The organism is Burkholderia sp. 10_S31, from assembly GCF_056930375.1.
Genome location: NZ_JBXOWK010000001.1, coordinates 930,909 through 948,944 on the forward strand (window position 1 = coordinate 930,909; position 18,036 = coordinate 948,944).

Consider the following 18,036-nt stretch of genomic DNA (forward strand, 5'->3'; position numbering starts at 1 on the left):
ATCGTCATGTCACGCAGCAGAATCTTCATCATTGCGGCGGCCGTGCTCGGCGGCGCCGGGATCGTGCTCGGCGCGCTCGCCGTCACGCGAGGCGGCCCGTCCGTGCCCGCGGCCGGAGAAGCCGAACGATCGGCCGACGGCGGCGGCACCGGCTCGCATGGCGGCGTCGTGCTCACGCGCGGCAAGCTGTCCGTCGAAATCGTGATGACGGAAAAGCCCGGCGATGCGCGGCTCGTCGTCTATCCGTTCGTCGACGGCAAGCCGGCCGACAAGGGCGTCGCCGTGTCCGGCACGCTGGTGCGGTACGACCGCTCGCATGAACCCTTGCGTTTCGACGCGGCCGGTCAGAAGTTCGTGTCCGCGCAGTCGATCGCCAAACCCCACGTGTTCGATGCGACGATCGACGTGAAGGCGGCCAATGAAGCCGTGTCGTTCCCGTTCGCCCGCGCGGACGGTGCGATCGCGCTGACCGACGCGCAGTTGCAGACGTCGAAGATCGCGCTCGCGAAGGCCGGCCCCGCGCAGATCGCGACGCCGTTCCAGCTGCCGGGCGAGATCAGGTTCAACGAGGATCGCACCGCGCACGTCGTGCCGCGCGTGGCCGGCATCGTCGAGCAGGTGTCGGTGTCGCTCGGGCAGAACGTCGCGAAGGGGCAGGTGCTGGCCGTGATCGCGAGCACCGATCTCGCGGACCGGCGCAGCGAACTGCTGACGGCCGAACGCCGGCTGTCGGGTGCGCGCGCAACCTACGAACGCGAACGCACGCTGTGGCAGGAGCGCATCTCGGCGGAACAGGACTACCAGCAAGCGCAGGTGCAGCTGCGCGAGGCCGAGATCGCCGTGCAGAACGCGCGGCAGAAGCTGGCTGCGCTGAACGCGCCGGCCGGCGCGGGCGCGCTGAACCGCTACGAGCTGCGCGCGCCGTTCGCCGGAACGATCGTCGAGAAGCATGCGACGCCTGGCGAAGCGATCGCCGCCGACGCGAGCCTGTTCGTGATCTCCGACCTGTCGACGGTGTGGGCCGAGATGGCCGTACCCGCGCAGCGGCTGAACGGCGTGCGCGTCGGCCGCGATGCGACCGTCAGCGCGACCGCGTTCGAATCGCGCTCGAGCGGCCCGATCGCGTATGTCGGCTCTCTGCTCGGCGAACAGACGCGCACCGCGCCCGCCCGCGTCGTGCTGCCGAACCCCGACGGCGTGTGGCGGCCCGGGATGTTCGTGAACGTGTCGGTCGACGCGGGCAGGCAGGCCGTGCCGCTGGCGGTCGCGAGCGACGCGTTGCAGGAGGTTGACGGCGCGCCGTCGGTGTTCGTGCGCTCGCCGAAGGGTTTCGTTGCGCAGGCCGTCGAGACGGGGCGGCGCGACGAGCGCGCGACCGAAGTGCTGAAGGGGCTCAGGCCGGGCCAGGAATACGCGGCATCGAACAGCTTCGTGTTGAAGGCCGAGCTCGGCAAGGGGAGTGCGGAACATGAATGAGCATGACGTGTGCGCCGTTGCGCGATTTGCAGCCCGGTTCCCGGTCCGACCCGCAACGCGCCCGGCCGCCCGGTTTCCGGCCCGCCGCATCGTCGGCCAGGCTGCCCGTCCGGTGCGGTCGACCGTTCCCCGCTTCAAGGAATCCCGCCATGTTTGAGCGCCTGATCCGCTTTGCGATTGCGCACCGCTGGCTCGTGATGCTGGCGATCGCGGCCGTGGCCGCGCTGGGCGTGTTCAGCTACCAGAGGCTACCGATCGACGCGGTGCCCGACATCACGAACGTGCAGGTCCAGATCAACACGGCCGCGCCCGGCTATTCGCCGCTGGAGGCCGAGCAGCGCATCACCTATCCGGTCGAGACCGTGATGGCCGGGTTGCCCGGCCTCGAGCAGACGCGCTCGATTTCGCGCTACGGGCTGTCGCAGGTCACGGTGATCTTCAAGGACGGCACCGACATCTACTTCGCGCGGCAGCTCGTCAACGAGCGCATCCAGGAAGCGAAGGACAAGCTGCCGGCCGGCATCGCGCCGGCGATGGGCCCGACGTCGACAGGCCTCGGCGAGATCTACCTGTGGACCGTCGAGGCCGACGCGGCCGCGCGCAAGCCCGACGGCACGCGCTATACGGCGGCCGACCTGCGCGAACTGCAGGACTGGGTCGTGCGGCCGCAACTGAGAAACGTGCGCGGCGTGACCGAGGTGAACTCGATCGGCGGCTACGTGAAGGAATACCGCGTCGCGCCGAATCCGGCGAAGCTGATGTCGTACGGCTTGACGCTCGCCGACGTCGTGCGTGCGCTCGAACGCAACAATGACAACGTTGGCGCGGGCTACATCGAGAAGCGCGGCGAGCAGTACCTGGTGCGCGTGCCGGGCCAGGCACGCACCGTCGACGACATCGCGAACATCGTGCTGACCAACGTCGGCGGCGTGCCGGTGCGGATGAAGGAGGTCGGGCAGGTCGACATCGGCCGCGAGCTGCGCACTGGCGCCGCGACGTCGAACGGCGAGGAGGTCGTGCTCGGCACGGTGTTCATGCTGATGGGCGAGAACAGCCGCTCGGTCGCGAAGGCCGTCGCCGCGAAGATGGCCGACGTGAACCGCACGCTGCCGGCCGGCGTGAAGGCGATTCCCGTCTACGACCGCACCGTGCTCGTCGAGAAGGCCGTCGCGACGGTGAAGAAGAACCTGCTCGAAGGCGCGATCCTCGTGATCGCCGTGCTGTTCCTGTTCCTCGGCAACATCCGCGCGGCGCTGATCACCGCGCTCGTGATCCCGCTGTCGATGCTGATGACGTTCACCGGCATGGTCAACGCGAAGGTCAGCGCGAACCTGATGAGCCTCGGCGCGCTCGACTTCGGGATCATCGTCGACGGTGCGGTCGTGATCGTCGAGAACTGCGTGCGGCGGCTCGCGCATGCGCAGGCCGTCGCCGGCCGGCCGCTGACGCGCGACGAGCGCTTTGCGGAAGTGTTCGGCGCGTCGCAGGAGGCGCGCCGCGCGCTGATCTTCGGGCAACTGATCATCATGGTCGTGTACCTGCCGATCTTCGCGCTCACCGGCGTCGAAGGGAAGATGTTCCATCCGATGGCCGTGACCGTCGTGATGGCGCTCGCGGCCGCGATGGTGTTGACAGTCACGTTCATCCCGGCCGCGGTCGCGCTGTTCATCGGCGAGCGCGTCGAGGAGAAGGAAAACCGGCTGATGGGCTGGGCGCGGCGCGCGTACGAGCCGGTGCTCGCCACGTTCATGACGCGCCCCGCGCGCGTGATGCTTGGCGCCGGCGCGATCGTGCTGGTCACGCTCGGCCTCGCGACGCGGCTCGGCAGCGAGTTCATCCCGAGCCTGAACGAGGGCGATCTCGCGGTCGCCGCGCTGCGGATTCCGGGCACGAGCCTGTCGCAGTCGGTCGAGATGCAGAAGTCGATCGAGAAGACGCTGAAGGCGCGCTTCCCGGAAATCGAGCGTGTGTTCGCGCGCACCGGCACGGCCGAGATCGCGGCCGACCCGATGCCGCCGAACCTGTCGGACGGCTACATCATGCTGAAGCCGTCCGACCAGTGGCCCGACCCGAACAAGCCGCGCGACGAGCTCGTGCGCGAGATCGAGGCGGCGCTCGCGGAACTGCCGGGCAACGCGTACGAGTTCTCGCAGCCGATCCAGCTGCGCTTCAACGAGTTGATCTCGGGCGTGCGCAGCGATGTCGCGGTGAAGATCTTCGGCGACGACATGGCCGTGCTGAACCAGACCGGCGAGCAGATCGCGGCCGCGCTGCAGAAGGTGCCGGGCGCATCCGAAGTGAAGGTCGAGCAGACCACCGGCCTGCCGGTGCTGGCCGTCAACCTCGACCGCGACAAGCTCGCGCGCTACGGCGTGACGGTCGCCGACCTGCAGGACACGGTGGCCGCGGCCGTCGGCGGTCAGAAGGCCGGCACGCTGTTCCAGGGCGACCGCCGCTTCGACATCGTCGTGCGGTTGCCGGACGAGCTGCGCTCGGACATCGAGGCGATCAAGCGGCTGCCGATCGCGCTGCCCGCGCCGGCCGCCGGCGCCAGCGCGCCGCTCGCGCAGGCGCCGTACGTGCCGCTCGCGGAGCTCGCGACGATCGACGTCGCGCCGGGTCCGAACCAGATCAGCCGCGAGGACGGCAAGCGGCGCGTCGTCGTCAGCGCGAACGTGCGCGGCCGCGACGTCGGCTCGTTCGTCGCCGACGCACGCGAGCAGCTGCAGCAGGACGTGCGCGTGCCGGCCGGCTACTGGGTGTCGTGGGGCGGCCAGTTCGAGCAGCTGCAGAGCGCGAGCGAGCGTCTGAAGCTTGTCGTGCCGCTCGCGCTGTTCATGGTGTTCGTGCTGTTGTTCGTGATGTTCAACAACGTGAAGGACGGCTTGCTGGTCTTCACCGGCATTCCGTTCGCGCTGAGCGGCGGCGTGGTGTCGCTGTGGCTGCGCGGGATTCCGCTGTCGATCACCGCGGCGGTCGGCTTCATCGCGCTGTCCGGCGTGGCCGTGCTCAACGGGCTCGTGATGATCTCGTTCATCCGCAACCTGCGCGACGACGGGATGCCGCTCGACGCGGCGGTGCGCGAAGGCGCGCTCACGCGGCTGCGGCCCGTGCTGATGACCGCGCTCGTCGCGTCGCTGGGCTTCCTGCCGATGGCGTTCGCGACCGGCACCGGCGCCGAGGTGCAGCGCCCGCTCGCGACGGTCGTGATCGGCGGTATCCTGTCGTCCACGGCGCTGACGCTGCTGGTGCTGCCGGTGCTGTACCGCGTGAGCCACTCGGTGTCGTGGCGCGCGGTGTTGCGCGGCGGGGGCGGCGCGAGTGTGTTGCGCCGGCTGGGTTTCTTCAAGGGTAATGCGTGATGCGAATTCTGATTGTCGAGGATGAACCGAAAACGGGCGCGTATCTGCGCAAGGGCTTGACCGAGGCCGGCTATGTCGTCGACTGGGTGGAGGACGGCATCACGGGGCAGCACCAGGCCGAGACCGAGGAGTACGACCTGCTCGTGCTCGACGTGATGCTGCCGGGGCAGGACGGCTGGACGCTGTTGCAGAACCTGCGGCGCAGCAAGTCGACACCCGTGCTGTTTCTCACCGCGCGCGACGACGTCGGCGATCGCGTGAAGGGGCTGGAGCTCGGCGCCGACGACTATCTTGCGAAGCCGTTCGATTTCGTCGAGCTGACCGCGCGCATCAAGTCGATCCTGCGGCGCGGCCAGCCGCGCGATTCGAACACGCTGCGCGTGGCCGATCTCGAACTCGACCTCACGCGGCGCAAGGCCACGCGGCAGCGCGACACGATCCTGTTGACCGCGAAGGAGTTCGCGCTGCTGTGGCTGCTGATGCGTCGCGAGGGCGAGATCCTGCCGCGCGCGACGATCGCGTCGCAGGTGTGGGACATGAACTTCAACAGCGACACGAACGTCGTCGATTCAGCGATCCGGAGGCTGCGCTCGAAGATCGACGACGCGTACGAACCGAAGCTGATCCACACCGTGCGCGGGATGGGCTACGTACTCGAAGCGCGCGACGGCGCGGCGAAGTGATCGCGCACCTGCTGCCGCGCACGCTGCGCGGACGCCTGACCGCGCTGATCGTCCTGTCGACGTCGGTGATCCTCGCATCGAGCGGCGTCGCGCTGTACGAGGCGCTGAGCAATCGCATCCGGACGACGGCGGCCGAGCAGATGGCCGGCATTTCCGCCGCGCTGGGTACGCACCTGTCCGAAGCGCGTTCGACGGCCGACGTCGCGCGCAACACCGATATCTGGATCGACCAGTTGCATGGGCATCCGAACATGGATCTCGCGATCTACGATGCGACCGGCACGCGCATCGTCGGCACGCCGGGGTTTCGCACCTATGCGCCGCTGCTGTCGACGGACGCCGGCCGCATTCCGGTGTTTGTCGCGCCGCCACGTGCGCGGCATCAGTATCGGGTGATGACCGTGCCGCTTGCCGGCGCAGGTGCGCCCGTCGTGCGCGTCGCGGTGCAGTACGACCGCAGCGCCGATGTGCTGCTGCTGCGCACGCATGCGTACACGATCGTCGTGATCGAGGTGTTCGGCGTCGTGCTCGCGGCCGTGATCGCATACGGCATCGCGGCGCTCGGGCTGAGCCCGCTGCGGCGTTTCGCGGCGCGGGCCGAGCAGATGTCGACGAGCCGGCTTGCCCATCCGCTGCCGGAACTCGATACGTCCGGCGAGCTGAAGGAGCTGGAGCACGCGTTCAACGGGATGCTCGCACGCCTGAACGAATCGTTTACGCGGCTGAGCCAGTTCTCGTCGAATCTCGCACACGACATGCGCACGCCGCTCACGAACCTGCAGGCGGCCGCGCAGGTCGTGCTGTCGCAGCCGCGCAGCGCGGATGAATACCGGTACGTGATCGAGTCGAGCATCGACGAGTATCAGCGCTTGTCGCGGATGATCGAGGACATGCTGTTTCTCGCGCGCTCGGAGCAGGCCGGCACGTCGATCGACGTGCGGCGTCTCGATGCGGCCGAGCAAGCGTCGCGTGTCGCCGGCTACTACGAGCCCCTTGCCGAGGATGCGGGCGTGTCCGTGAAGGTCGACGGCTATGCGTGGGTCGATGCGGACCTCATGCTGTACCAGCGCGCGTTGAGCAACCTGCTGTCCAATGCGCTGGCTTACGCACCGCGCGGCAGCGTCGTGACGATCGACTGTTCGGAGCAGGGCGGCGTGACGACGATCGCCGTATCGGATACGGGGCCGGGCATTGATGCACAGCATGTCGAGCGGATTTTCGAGCGCTTCTATCGCGTCGATCCGTCGCGGCACAATTCGGCATCGGGGACGGGGCTCGGCCTCGCGATCGTCCGGTCGATCATGGACAACCACGGCGGCGAATGCGGCGTCGACAGCGACCCTGGCCGGCGCACGACATTCTGGCTGCGCTTTCCGTCGCGTCCGCCGGGCGCGCCGAAGGCCGTGCCGGCAGCCCATGCGTGAGATCGCAGCAATCAGACACGGCGGCACGTTCGCTGCGGCAAGGCGGCGCGCGGCATGCTGCCCGCGATCGCGGGGCAGCGCACGCGCGTGACCGGCATCAGCGGGCCGCGAGGCTGTCGTGATTGTCGGCCTGCGGCGCCTTCTCGCCGGCATGCACCGACATCCCGTGAAGCGCCTTGTTGCGCGCGACGATGTCGCCGGTCGGCGGATACTGCGTCTTGCTCGTCGGCACCACGCCGTCGTGCTGCGCCTGCTTCAGTTCGTTGATGACTTCGGTGCGGGTCTTGCCCGGCGTTTGCGCGAAGGCGGCTTGCGCGGCGATGCCGAACGACAGCGTGGCGGTGACGAACAGGGCTGCGAGTTTTGCGGTTTTCATGGTGCTCTCCTTGTTGAGGCCGCCGGGTGGCGATCCATGGACCCAGTATGCGAAAACAGCCCGGCGTGACCGTGATCGGCAGATGACAAGTGCGTCAGATTGCGCGGCGACGCGCGTGACGCAATCGTCATGTTCGGGTCATGCATGCGACGGAGCCAGAACGGAACATGCAGTCAACCCGCAGCGGATGTGTCGGCCGTCATGCCGCTGATATCCGAGCCGGCTGCTGGCTTGTGCATCGTTCGCCGCGAGCGTCTCGACAGCGGACCGTCCCATCACGACTCTTTCATTCGTTCTCCAAGTGAATCGCCTGTCTGTTCGCTCGTCGCTCGTCGTCATGCTGTTCGTCCCGCTCGTTGCAGGCTGCGCGTCCATGCCCCCGGGCTGCGGACCGGTCGCATGGACCGATGCGGCGCAAGCACAGCCCGTTGCCGCCGCATTGATTCCCGGCGAGCAAATCGACTACGCTGGGCATCGCTGCGGCAATCCGAACCTGTACGTGAAGGCACATCCGTGCCTGTTCCCGCGGCGCAACGTCGCGCGCTGAATGCCGTGGGCGCAAAAAAAGGCCCGGCACTTCACGTGTCCGGGCCTAACGCGTGTTCGTGCCGTGCGGCAACGAATCGCTTGCGTGGGTGGTAACGGGCATTGCCCGTCACGTTGTCGATCGTATCGAAGTGACCCGTCGCGCAGCTGATTGAAACATGAAACTTTTGTCATGCAGCGGCGGGCCGGTCGCGAACGGTGTTTTGGGCACTTCGCGCGCTTCGATGCCGCCGGTGAAGTGCCGGATGACGCTCGAGGCTTTCGGGCCCGGCGCGCGTCAGCGCGGGTTGTCGGTCGAACCGGCCGTGCGATACAGCCTCGGCCATTGATCCTGGAACAGCCCGTTGCAGGCGCCGTGCATCGCGACGTCGTTCAGCACGAAGCGCCGGCCGTCGAACACCCACGACGCGCTCGACCCGCAATCGCCGGCGCCGCGCACGCGGTCGAGGCTCGACAGCATCGCATGCGCGGGATCGTAGCTTGCCTCGGTCAGCTGGTTCGCGAACGATGCCGGATCGAGCCCCGCGCTCGCGTGCTCGCCGAAATTCAGCGGCGTCGGCGCGTACGGCGCGGTGCGATGCACGCGATACCAGAGATCCGTATGGTTGTATGCGCTGCTCGTCTGGCACGGGATCGACACGATCGCGTCGGTGGCCGAGATCGCGATGGCCGACGCCGTCTTGCGGCGATCGTGTGCCGACATTTCGTCACCGGCATCGGCCGCGCAACGCTTCACGTTTCCTTCGAATCTGTCGAACACCGCGCCGACGAGCGGACGTTGTTCGGCGGGCGTGAGGTCGGCCACACGCGGTGCGGGAACGGGCGCGGGCGGCAACGCCGGCGCGGCGGGCACCGACGACGCGGGCCGCGTGCCCTTGCGCAGCAGCGCGGTGACCGTGCCGATGCGGCCCTGCGTATCGTCGATCAGCAGCAGCGCGGCATTGAGGCCCGACAACGAGACGCGCGGTGTCTGCGCGGCGGCCGGGTCGCCGAAGCTGACCATCCGCGCGTTGTGCGACAGGGTCAGCCACGTATCGACGGTCGTCGGGTCGGTGGTGCGGATGCGGAATGGATAGACGTCGTCGTCTTCGTCGCCGGCCCCGGCGACGGCGTGCCACTCGGCCGGCACCGCGTCGAACGGCTGGCCGTCCGCGCGCGCGGTGCGCAGGTCGAGCGGTGCCGATGCGAAGATTTCCAGCGACGGCCGCGCATCGGGGCCCGCGTCGCGCGTGAGCCGCACGATCATGCTGGTGCGCGTGTCGTCGATGTCGTCGTTGCCGCCTTCGGCGACGCAGCGGTTCGCGTTGTCGCAAACGACCGACCAGTTCTTGAAGTCGCGCGCGACCGAATGCTGCGCGGGATCGCGAGCGGCGGCGGAGAGCGACGTGGTGAGCAGGGTGAGGGCGACAGCAAGCGGGAGATGACGAAACATGACGGTTCGTATCGGCAATGACGGGGCGAAGGGCGGATGTCCGGCTGCAAGCGCATCGTAAGCGCGCGATGCGGATCGCGCGGCCGGACGGCATCGAGTATACCGCCGCTGCGGTGACGATTCGTGTGACGATGGTCGAATGCAGGGGACGTGTCAGGAATTTCGTGTGCTGAGGTCGGTTAAAAAATCTCAGCTGATGGCGGCAGTGAATCGCTCGCCGAACAGAATGGCGAACTGATTGACTGCTTGCCGCCAAGTGATAGGCGGCATCTTCCAATCCTTTTCGATGTTGCGCAAGGCGAGAAACAGCAGTTTGCTGGCGGCTTCGTCGCTCGGGAAGTGGCCGCGATTCTTCACGATCTTGCGCAACTGCATGTGCATGCTCTCGATGGCGTTGGTCGTATATACGATTCGACGCACCTCGGGCGGATAGGCGAAGAAGGGAATCACCTGCTCCCATTGGCGCTGCCACATGGCCGCGACGGTAGGGAATTTGCGGCCCCACTCGCTCTGCGCAAAGGCATCCAGTGCCGCTGCTGCCGCCTCGGCCGTGGCGGCCTGGTAGATCGGCTTGATTGCGGCAGCCAGCGGCTTGCGGTCCTTCCAACTCGCCAGATTCAGCGAATTTCGGATCAGATGCACGATGCAGGTCTGAATTTGGGCCGCCGGATAGACCGCCTCGATCGCCTCGGGGAAACCGCGCAAGCCGTCGACCACCGCGATCAGAATGTCGTGCAAGCCGCGATTCTTCAGCTCGTTGAAGACCTTCAGCCAGAACTTGGCGCCTTCGGTTTGCTCGATCCACAGACCCAGCACTTCCTTGCGGCCGTCGGCGCGAATACCCAGCGCCAGATAGACCGCCTTGTTCTTGACCGTGCCTTCGTCGCGAATCTTTAGCCGCAGCGCGTCGAAGTACACGATCGGATACATGGCCTCGAGCGGGCGTTGCTGCCACTGCTCGACGTCGGCCAGCACCTCGTCGGTGACCGTCGAAATCAGATCGGGCGACACCTGCAGTCCGTACATTTCCAGCAGATGGCCCTGAATCTCGCGAACGCTCATGCCGCGCGCATACATGCTGATGACATGATCGTCGAAGCCGGGCAGCCGGCGTTGATACTTGCCGACCAATTGCGGCTCGAACGTCGCCTGCCGATCGCGCGGAATATCCAGCTTCAGTTCGCCGTTGGGTGTCAGGACCGTCTTGGGGCTCGTGCCGTTGCGGTGATTGCCGGCCTTGCCTTGCTCGGTCTCGGCTTCCAGATGGTGGCTCAACTCGGCCGCGAGCATGCGCTCGGCCAGCTGCTTCTTGAGCTGGCCGGCCAAACCCGATTCGCCGAGGATCGACTCGGCATCCTTGCCCTGCACCTGGGCAAGCAACTGATCGATCAGCTCATCGGGAAACAGCTTCGGCGCCTTCGGGTTCTTGCTCTTCTTGGTCACGGTTGCATCGGTCATAGGACGTTATTTCCGTTATCGTCTCATGACCTCGGCACACTAAAAATCTGACAGGCTCAATGCAGGCCGATACGGAAACGACGCGATGCATGAGGGCATCGCGCCGTTGGCGTGTCGGCGGGTATCGATGATTCGACTGCGTGACGCCCGCTATCCTTTCACGCACACCACCTGACGCAGCGTGTGAACCACTTCGACGAGGCTGCGCTGTGCCGCCATCACCGCATCGATGTCCTTGTAGGCCATCGGGATTTCATCGACGACGCCCGCGTCCTTCCGGCATTCGATGCCGCGCGTCGCGCTCACCTGGTCGTCGACCGTGAAGCGGCGCTTCGCCTCGGTCCGGCTCATCGAGCGGCCGGCGCCGTGGCTGCACGAGCAGAAGCTCTCCGGATTGCCGAGCCCGCGCACGATGAAGCTCTTCGCGCCCATCGAGCCCGGAATGATCCCGAGCTGCCCCTTCTGCGCGGACACCGCGCCCTTGCGAGTCACGAGCACGTCCTCGCCGAAGTGGCGTTCGCGCTGCACGTAGTTGTGGTGGCAGTTCACCGCGTGCTCGTCGACCGAAAACGGCTTCGCGATCACGCCGCGCGCCGCGCCGATCACCGCGTCCATCATGGCCTGCCGGTTGCGGCGCGCGTAGTCCTGCGCCCAGCCGACCGCTTCGACGTAATCGTCGAAGTGCCGGCTGCCCTCGGTGAAGTACGCCAGGTTGCGATCCGGCAGGTTCGCGATGTGCTGCCGCATGTCGGCCTGCGCGAGTTCGATGAACAGGCTGCCGATCGCATTGCCGACGCCGCGCGAGCCGCTGTGCAGCATGAACCACACGTGGCCCGCTTCGTCGATGCACACCTCGATGAAGTGGTTGCCCGTGCCGAGCGTGCCCAGATGCGCGTAGTGGTTCGTCTTTTCCAGCTTCGGATACTTGTCGACGATTCGCTGAAAACCCGGCAGCAGCGACTTCCACGACTCGGTCACGGCGGCCGGCGCGCGATCGCCCCATGCGCCCGGATCGCGGCGGCCCGGCACGCGGCCGTGCGGCACCGCGCGTTCGATCGCGCCGCGCAGCCCGCCGAGCGAGTCCGGCAGGTCCGCTGCCGTGAGCGTCGTGCGCGCGGCCATCATCCCGCAGCCGATGTCGACGCCGACCGCGGCCGGGATGATCGCGCCCTTCGTCGGGATCACGCTGCCGATCGTCGAGCCCTTGCCGAGGTGGACGTCCGGCATCACCGCGACGTGCCTGAAGATGAACGGCATCTGCGCGGTGTTGCGCAACTGCGTGCGCGCGTCGTCCTCGACCGCGACGCCCTGGGTCCACATCTTCACCGGCTTGCCGTTCGCCAGTTCCATTACCTGAAAATCATCGTTGCTCATTTGCTTCACCATTCGTTCATTCGTCCGGCGCGGCACGCGTGCGCCGCGCCGGGTCATGTCATGCATGCATCAGGCGCCCTTGATGCTGACGAGTCCGTTCAGCACCGGGTCGAGGCCGCCGAACACCGAGATGCGGTCGATCCGTTCCGCGACGCGCCCGAATCAGCCGCGCGTGTTCGTTCTTTTTCACCACATGACGCTTCCACATATTCTTGTCCTTTTCTTCAAGGACCGCCGGGCGGCGAGGGTACGTCGGGCGGATGCGTCGACGCGGTGTTCGGTACGCGGGCGGCGGACCTCGACCTGTTCGACCGCGCGCAGCTCGAGCGCGTGCTCGACGTGTGCCGCGTGTCGGCGAGTGTGTCGGAGGCCGGCCGCACGCTGTTCGAGGTATCGCGGCAGAACAAGAAGCAGCCGAACGATGCGGACCGGCTACGCAAGTATCTGGCGCGCTTCGGGCTCGATTGGGAGGGGGCGGCAGGCGCTGCGGCGCGAGGTAGTCGCGCGGCACGGCATTCAACCGCTCACGCGCGGCGGATCGCGATGATCTCGGCACTGAATGCGTCGTCGAACGGCGCGACTCGCCGGTCGACGTACCAGTCGACCGACGGGAAACCGGCCGCCGCCACGCGCGCGTGCGGGTCGGCATGGAGGATTTTTCCGGCTGGCGCGGCGCCGGACGTCATGCGAAACGCGCGCGTCAGCGCTGTTGCACCGCGACGCGCAGCCCGAGCGCGATGAAGATCGAGCCGATGATCTTCCCCTGCCAGCGCGTGAGCCATGCAAGCCGCTTCACGAGGCGGCCGAGCGGGCGGATCGAGCATGCGATCAGCGTCGTGTAGAGCGAGCTGAGCACGACGAAGATCAGCCCGAGCACCGCGAACTGCACGAATGTCGAGCCGCGTTCCGGATGCACGAACTGCGGCATGAACGCGAGGAAGAACAGCGCGGTCTTCGGGTTCAGCACTTCGGCGGGAATCGCCTGCAGGTACGCCTTCAGCGGCGTGACGGCCGACACCTTCGGCAGCGACGGATCGGACGGCCTGTCGAGCAGCGCGCGCACGCCAAGGTAGATCAGATAGGCGGCGCCGACCAGCTTCACGACGTTGAACGCGAGCGCCGACGTCATCAGCAGCGCCGACAGCCCGACTGCTGCGAACAGCGTATGCACGAAATCGCCGCTCGCGACGCCGAGCCCGGTCAGGATGCCGGTCTTGCGACCGCCCTGCACGGTGCGGCTCAGCACGAGGAGCACGGCGGGGCCGGGGATCAGGAACAGGCCTAGAACGACGGCGGTGAAGGTGGTCAGCGTGGTCAGGTCGAACATGGCGGCTCCGGCAAGATTGGCGCGGCGGCGGGGGATCGACGCATTGTATTCGGTTCGGCGCGCGGCCGCCGACGCCGGCCGGGATCCGCGCAGCCGCGCCGGGGCCGTTCTGGTATAAGCACGAAAGGCCGCACGGGCACGCCGTCCGGCCCGTGGTACGGGAGAAAATGCAAATATTCTGGCGTTCTTTGCGAAAAATCGCCGAAATATTGGCATTGTGCCGATCGGCCGATTCAGTGCCGGACGCGGTTTGCACGGGACGCGCCGTGTCACTTCGCCCTGCAGTACGCATTGGGGCTCATCCGCCCACACCGCGTCACCCGCCCAGTTCCCCCGCCAGAAAATCCACGAACGCACGTATGCGCGCGGACATCTGATGCCGCTGCGCATACACCGCGTAGATATCCGCGCTCGGCGTCTCGTAGTCGGGCAGCACGACGACGAGGCGCCCGTCGGCCAGGTAGTCGCGGATATCCCACTCGGCACGCATCAGGATCCCGTGCCCGTCGAGCGCCCACTTCACCGCGATCTCGCCGTCGTTCGTCGTGAGATTGCCGTTGATCCGCACGGCTTCCGTGTTGCGCGTCGCGCCGCGTCCGCTCGTCAGCCGCCAGATCCCGTAGCCTTCGTCGCCCTGGCGAATGCCGATGCAGTTGTGCCGCGTCAGCTCGTGCGGCGTGCCGGGCGTCCCGTGCCGCGCGAGATAGGCGGGCGCCGCGCACAGCAGCCGGCGGTTCGCTGCGAGCCGCCGCGCGACCACGCGCGTGTCGGGCGGCTCGCCGAAGCGGACGCACACGTCGAACGCGTCGTCGGTGAGCGGCGGCGGCATCACCGACAGCTGCAACTGCACCGACACCTCCGGATAGCGCGCGACAAAGCGCGAGATCGCCGGGCCGACGTGGCTGCGCCCGAAGCCGAGCGTCGCGTTCACGCGCAGCAGTCCCTTCGGCCGCTGCTTCGCGCTGCCGAGCAGTTCGCCCAGCTCGTCCATCTGATCGAGGATCCGGCGCGCGTAGTCGAGATACACGTCGCCCTCGGGTGTCAGCATCATGCGCCGCGTCGTGCGGTTGACGAGCGTCACGCCCGCGCGGCGCTCCATCTGCGTGAGCCGCTTGCTGACGGCCGCCGCGGTCAGCCCGAGTTCGCGCGCGGCCGCGCTCAGGCTGCCGGATGCGGCCAGCGTCGAGAAGAAGCCGAGATCGGCCGGCTGGACGGGATCCGCCATGACGAGATTCATGAACTGAAGTTAAAGATGCTTTGAGTCTAGCACCGGTTCCCGCACTTCTGGTTCGGTAAAGTGCCTGCACGCTTACGATCAATCGAGGATGTGCGCATGAAGACCTACCGTATCGCAACGATTCCCGGCGACGGGATCGGCAAGGAAGTGGTGCCTGCGGCCAAGCAGGTGCTGGAAGCGCTGGCCCGCGGCAGCGACCGCTTCGCGTTCGAGTTCGAGGATTTCGACTGGGGCGCCGATTACTACCGCCGGCACGGTGCGATGATGCCGGCCGACGGCCTCGACGCGCTGCGCGGCAAGGACGCGATCCTGTTCGGCTCGGCGGGCGACCCCGACGTGCCCGACCACGTGACGCTGTGGGGCCTGCGCCTGAAGATCTGCCAGGGCTTCGACCAGTACGCTAACGTGCGCCCGACGCGCATCCTGCCCGGCATCGACGCGCCGCTGAAGCGCTGCGGGCCGGACGACCTGAACTGGGTGATCGTGCGCGAGAACTCGGAGGGCGAATACGCGGGCGTCGGCGGCCGCGTGCACCAGGGTCATCCGATCGAGGCCGCGACCGACGTGTCGATCCTCACGCGTGCCGGCGTCGAACGTATCATGCGCTTCGCGTTCCGGCTCGCGCAGTCGCGTCCGCGCAAGCTGCTGACCGTCATCACGAAGAGCAACGCGCAGCGTCACGCGATGGTGATGTGGGACGAGATCGCGAAGCAGGTCGCGCAGGAATTCCCCGACGTCACCTGGGACAAGGAACTCGTCGATGCCGCGACCGCGCGCATGGTGAACCGCCCGGCGTCGCTCGACACGATCGTCGCGACCAACCTGCATGCGGACATCCTCAGCGATCTCGCCGCCGCGCTCGCCGGCAGCCTCGGCATCGCGCCGACCGGCAACATCGATCCCGAGCGCCGCTATCCGTCGATGTTCGAGCCGATCCACGGCTCCGCGTTCGACATCATGGGCAAGGGCCTCGCGAATCCGGTCGGCACGTTCTGGTCGGTCGTGATGCTGCTCGAGCATCTCGGCGAGACGGACGCCGCCGCACGCGTGATGCAGGCGATCGAGGCCGTCACGGCCGACCCGTCGCTGCATACGCGCGACCTCGGCGGCAGCGCGACGACCGCGCAGGTGACGGCCGCCGTCTGCGAACGCGTCGCGAACGCGGCGGTCGCGGCCTGACGGCAACGAGGGCGGTGACGGCCGCGCGCGTGCGCAGTCGTTCACCGTCGATATACCGCACCTCGGCATTTCCCGCCCGCGACTCGCGCGTTCGACGCGAGCCGGGCGCCGGCACGCACGTTTCGTCGTGATGCCGGCCGACACCCACCGGGCACGCGCGGACAGCGCACGGCTCGACCTCGAAGGAGGAGACACATGCAAGTGGATCTGGAAACCCGCGTCGCGCGGAAACTGATGTGGCGCATCATTCCGTTTGTGATGCTGCTTTACTTCGTCAGCTTTCTCGATCGCGTCAACGTCGGCTTCGCGGCGATGACGATGAACAAGGCGATCGGCCTGTCGCCGACCGCGTTCGGGTTCGGCGGCGGCCTGTTCTTCATCGGCTACTTTCTGTTCGAAGTGCCGAGCAACCTGATTCTCCATCGTGTCGGCGCCCGCATCTGGATCGCGCGCGTGATGATCACGTGGGGCATCGTGTCGGCGGCGTCCGCGTTCGCGGCCGGGCCGACGAGCTTCTACGTGCTGCGCTTCCTGCTCGGCATGGCGGAAGCCGGATTCTTCCCCGGCATCATCCTGTACCTGAGCCTGTGGTTTCCCGCGAAGCAGCGCGCGGTGGCCGCCGCGTGGTTCATGGCCGCCGCGCCGATCTCGACGGCGATCGGCTCGCCGCTGTCGGGCGCGATCATGCAGATGCCGCCGATGTTCGGGCTTGCCGACTGGCAGATGCTGTATATCGTCGAGGCGCTGCCCGCGGTCCTGCTCGGCTTCGTCGTGCTGAAGTGCCTGACCGATGCGCCGTCGAAGGCCGCGTGGCTGAAGGCGGACGAGCGCGACTGGCTGATCGCGAAGCTGAAGTCCGAGGCCGACGCGCGGCACACGCATGCGGGGCATACGGCGGGCGCGTGGCAGGCGCTGCGCGACCCGCGCGTGCTGGCGCTCGCGCTGATCTACTTCGGCACGTCGGCAGGGCTCTATACGCTCGGCCTGTGGGCGCCGCTGATGGTCAGGCAGTTCGGCTTCAGCGCGCTGCAGACGGGCCTGCTGACCGGCATCCCGAGCATCGCCGCGGTCGTCGCGATGATCGTCTGGGCGCGGCATTCGGATCGCATCGGCGAGCGCACGTGGCACGTCGTGATTCCGTGCGTGCTGGCCTGCATCGGCTTCGTGTTCGCGGGGCAGGCGAGCACCGCGCTCCTGACCGTGCTCGCGCTGGTCGTCGTCAACATCGGGATCAGTGCCGCGAAGGCGCCGCTATGGGCGATGCCGAGCGCATTCCTGTCGGGCGCCGGCGCGGCCGCGGGGATCGCGATGATCAATTCGATCGGCAACCTCGGCGGTTTCGTCGGGCCGTTCGCGATCGGCTGGCTCAAGCATGCGACGGGCGGGTATGCGGCCGGGCTGTACGTGGTGGCGGGCACGCTCGCGGTATCGGCGATCGTCACGCTGATGCTGAGCCGCAAGGGGGCGCGCGAGCAGGTCGTGTCGGGGGTGCGGCAGCATCATTGAAGGCGGCGCGCGGCCAAGGCCGCGGTGTCAACGTGAGGGAAGCGCCGCGCGGCGTACGATTTCCGCCGCGCACGCATCGGCCGACGCCTTCGACGTATCGACGAAGCAATCGCTGAACGCGCGCGCCGCATACCCTTCCCGGTACATCTCGGCGACACGTTGCCGCTCCCAGTCCGTCAGCGCGCGCGTGCCGCGATCCGACGCCGCGACCGCTTCGGGCGGCGCGAGCGTTGCGACGAACAGCCGCGCGTCGCGCGCATCGCAGGCCGCGCGCAGCCGGTCGAATTCCGCTGCGCCGATCGGATAGGCGATCACCAGATAACGCTCGCGCGCGTTCGCGATCTGCCTGACGAGGCGCTCCAGCGCGATCGTCCATTGCACGTCGAACGGGGCGTCTTCGGGCGCGTCGTGATCGTCGCCGTCGATGAAGCGGGCATCGGGCAGCACGCGGGCGAGTGCGTGACCGATCGTCGTCTTGCCGCTGTTGATCGGGCCGTTCACGTGAATGACGGTGACGGAAGTCATGAGCCGGGTCGGACGTCGAGCGACTCGCAGCTTGCCATGATTGCCGCAGCGTTGCAGCGCCGTTTGCGCGCGACGCGGCGTGATGCGATAGCGGGGGAAAGCAGGAAGGGGGAAGCGGAGGGGGAACGGCA

At 67.5% G+C, this 18,036-nt stretch carries 15 protein-coding genes and 1 pseudogene; 8 read left to right on the forward strand and 8 right to left on the reverse strand.

From position 1 onward, the window contains the following. Positions 1 to 6: 6 nt before the first annotated feature. The 4 genes from AC1Z3W_RS04275 (at position 7) to AC1Z3W_RS04290 (ending at position 6,945) form a co-directional block, all read left to right on the forward strand. Positions 7 to 1,476: an efflux RND transporter periplasmic adaptor subunit gene (locus AC1Z3W_RS04275; RefSeq protein ID WP_483507112.1), complete on the forward strand. Its 1,470-nt coding sequence runs from the start codon at positions 7 to 9 to the stop codon at positions 1,474 to 1,476. 149 nt (positions 1,477 to 1,625) lie between these two features. Continuing rightward, positions 1,626 to 4,838 (forward strand): efflux RND transporter permease subunit, encoded by a 3,213-nt coding sequence (locus AC1Z3W_RS04280; protein WP_483507113.1) that lies wholly within the window; start codon positions 1,626 to 1,628, stop codon positions 4,836 to 4,838. After that, a complete protein-coding gene (gene irlR / locus AC1Z3W_RS04285) occupies positions 4,838 to 5,521 on the forward strand; it encodes a heavy metal response regulator transcription factor IrlR (protein WP_057925785.1) in 684 nt (227 codons plus the stop codon). Before AC1Z3W_RS04280 ends, irlR begins: the two co-directional genes overlap by 1 nt. Further along, positions 5,518 to 6,945, forward strand: coding sequence for a heavy metal sensor histidine kinase (locus AC1Z3W_RS04290; protein WP_175826625.1), 1,428 nt, complete (start codon positions 5,518 to 5,520; stop codon positions 6,943 to 6,945). The genes irlR and AC1Z3W_RS04290 overlap by 4 nt, the downstream gene beginning before the upstream one ends. Positions 6,946 to 7,042: 97 nt before the next feature. Here the strand turns inward: AC1Z3W_RS04290 and AC1Z3W_RS04295 are convergent, their stop codons facing one another. Continuing rightward, positions 7,043 to 7,321, reverse strand: a complete 279-nt coding sequence (locus AC1Z3W_RS04295; protein ID WP_124832527.1) for a DUF4148 domain-containing protein — start codon at positions 7,319 to 7,321, stop codon at positions 7,043 to 7,045. A gap of 301 nt (positions 7,322 to 7,622) precedes the next feature. Here AC1Z3W_RS04295 and AC1Z3W_RS04300 point away from each other — a divergent pair, with 301 nt between their 5' ends. Continuing rightward, positions 7,623 to 7,868, forward strand: a complete 246-nt coding sequence (locus AC1Z3W_RS04300) for a hypothetical protein (protein WP_483507114.1) — start codon at positions 7,623 to 7,625, stop codon at positions 7,866 to 7,868. 276 nt (positions 7,869 to 8,144) lie between these two features. Here AC1Z3W_RS04300 and AC1Z3W_RS04305 read toward each other — a convergent pair whose 3' ends face one another. The 3 genes from AC1Z3W_RS04305 to AC1Z3W_RS04315 all read right to left on the reverse strand — a co-directional run bounded on the left by AC1Z3W_RS04305 (position 8,145) and on the right by AC1Z3W_RS04315 (position 12,131). Then, entirely contained in the window at positions 8,145 to 9,299 is a 1,155-nt protein-coding gene (locus AC1Z3W_RS04305) for a DUF1176 domain-containing protein (protein ID WP_124832525.1), read from the reverse strand. 189 nt (positions 9,300 to 9,488) lie between these two features. Further along, a complete protein-coding gene (locus AC1Z3W_RS04310) occupies positions 9,489 to 10,757 on the reverse strand; it encodes an IS256 family transposase (protein ID WP_483507115.1) in 1,269 nt (422 codons plus the stop codon). Positions 10,758 to 10,907: 150 nt separating this feature from the next. Beyond that, the gene (locus AC1Z3W_RS04315) at positions 10,908 to 12,131 is read right to left on the reverse strand and encodes an RtcB family protein (protein ID WP_057925969.1); all 1,224 of its coding nucleotides are present in this window, start codon (positions 12,129 to 12,131) and stop codon (positions 10,908 to 10,910) included. Positions 12,132 to 12,389: 258 nt separating this feature from the next. Between AC1Z3W_RS04315 and AC1Z3W_RS04320 the strand changes: the two are divergent. Next, positions 12,390 to 12,617: pseudogene (locus AC1Z3W_RS04320) on the forward strand (sigma 54-dependent transcriptional regulator); the annotation flags it as partial. A gap of 38 nt (positions 12,618 to 12,655) precedes the next feature. On the opposite strand, the gene AC1Z3W_RS04325 reads toward AC1Z3W_RS04320, so the two are convergent. The 3 genes from AC1Z3W_RS04325 to AC1Z3W_RS04335 all read right to left on the reverse strand — a co-directional run bounded on the left by AC1Z3W_RS04325 (position 12,656) and on the right by AC1Z3W_RS04335 (position 14,683). Beyond that, positions 12,656 to 12,817: a hypothetical protein gene (locus AC1Z3W_RS04325; RefSeq protein ID WP_409364290.1), complete on the reverse strand. Its 162-nt coding sequence runs from the start codon at positions 12,815 to 12,817 to the stop codon at positions 12,656 to 12,658. Between the two features lie 14 nt (positions 12,818 to 12,831). Further along, entirely contained in the window at positions 12,832 to 13,458 is a 627-nt protein-coding gene (locus tag AC1Z3W_RS04330) for a LysE family translocator (RefSeq protein WP_057925779.1), read from the reverse strand. 316 nt (positions 13,459 to 13,774) lie between these two features. Next, positions 13,775 to 14,683: a LysR substrate-binding domain-containing protein gene (locus AC1Z3W_RS04335; RefSeq protein WP_057925968.1), complete on the reverse strand. Its 909-nt coding sequence runs from the start codon at positions 14,681 to 14,683 to the stop codon at positions 13,775 to 13,777. A gap of 108 nt (positions 14,684 to 14,791) precedes the next feature. On the opposite strand from AC1Z3W_RS04335, the gene AC1Z3W_RS04340 reads away from it, so the two are divergent. Both AC1Z3W_RS04340 and AC1Z3W_RS04345 read left to right on the forward strand, forming a co-directional pair. Next, positions 14,792 to 15,874 (forward strand): tartrate dehydrogenase, encoded by a 1,083-nt coding sequence (locus AC1Z3W_RS04340; RefSeq protein WP_057925778.1) that lies wholly within the window; start codon positions 14,792 to 14,794, stop codon positions 15,872 to 15,874. A 195-nt stretch (positions 15,875 to 16,069) separates the two neighbouring features. After that, the gene (locus tag AC1Z3W_RS04345) at positions 16,070 to 17,380 is read left to right on the forward strand and encodes an MFS transporter (RefSeq protein ID WP_483507116.1); all 1,311 of its coding nucleotides are present in this window, start codon (positions 16,070 to 16,072) and stop codon (positions 17,378 to 17,380) included. A gap of 27 nt (positions 17,381 to 17,407) precedes the next feature. Here the strand turns inward: AC1Z3W_RS04345 and AC1Z3W_RS04350 are convergent, their stop codons facing one another. Beyond that, a complete protein-coding gene (locus AC1Z3W_RS04350) occupies positions 17,408 to 17,905 on the reverse strand; it encodes a shikimate kinase (RefSeq protein WP_483507117.1) in 498 nt (165 codons plus the stop codon). Positions 17,906 to 18,036 lie beyond the last annotated feature (131 nt).

Coding starts and splice junctions, on each gene's coding strand:
- AC1Z3W_RS04275 (WP_483507112.1), top strand. CDS start 7: ATGTCACGCAGCAGAATCTTCATCATTGCGGCGGCCGTGCTCGGCGGC.
- AC1Z3W_RS04280 (WP_483507113.1), top strand. CDS start 1,626: ATGTTTGAGCGCCTGATCCGCTTTGCGATTGCGCACCGCTGGCTCGTG.
- irlR (WP_057925785.1), top strand. CDS start 4,838: ATGCGAATTCTGATTGTCGAGGATGAACCGAAAACGGGCGCGTATCTG.
- AC1Z3W_RS04295 (WP_124832527.1), bottom strand. CDS start 7,321: ATGAAAACCGCAAAACTCGCAGCCCTGTTCGTCACCGCCACGCTGTCG.
- AC1Z3W_RS04305 (WP_124832525.1), bottom strand. CDS start 9,299: ATGTTTCGTCATCTCCCGCTTGCTGTCGCCCTCACCCTGCTCACCACG.
- AC1Z3W_RS04310 (WP_483507115.1), bottom strand. CDS start 10,757: ATGACCGATGCAACCGTGACCAAGAAGAGCAAGAACCCGAAGGCGCCG.
- AC1Z3W_RS04315 (WP_057925969.1), bottom strand. CDS start 12,131: ATGAGCAACGATGATTTTCAGGTAATGGAACTGGCGAACGGCAAGCCG.
- AC1Z3W_RS04325 (WP_409364290.1), bottom strand. CDS start 12,817: ATGACGTCCGGCGCCGCGCCAGCCGGAAAAATCCTCCATGCCGACCCG.
- AC1Z3W_RS04330 (WP_057925779.1), bottom strand. CDS start 13,458: ATGTTCGACCTGACCACGCTGACCACCTTCACCGCCGTCGTTCTAGGC.
- AC1Z3W_RS04335 (WP_057925968.1), bottom strand. CDS start 14,683: ATGGCGGATCCCGTCCAGCCGGCCGATCTCGGCTTCTTCTCGACGCTG.
- AC1Z3W_RS04340 (WP_057925778.1), top strand. CDS start 14,792: ATGAAGACCTACCGTATCGCAACGATTCCCGGCGACGGGATCGGCAAG.
- AC1Z3W_RS04345 (WP_483507116.1), top strand. CDS start 16,070: ATGCAAGTGGATCTGGAAACCCGCGTCGCGCGGAAACTGATGTGGCGC.
- AC1Z3W_RS04350 (WP_483507117.1), bottom strand. CDS start 17,905: ATGACTTCCGTCACCGTCATTCACGTGAACGGCCCGATCAACAGCGGC.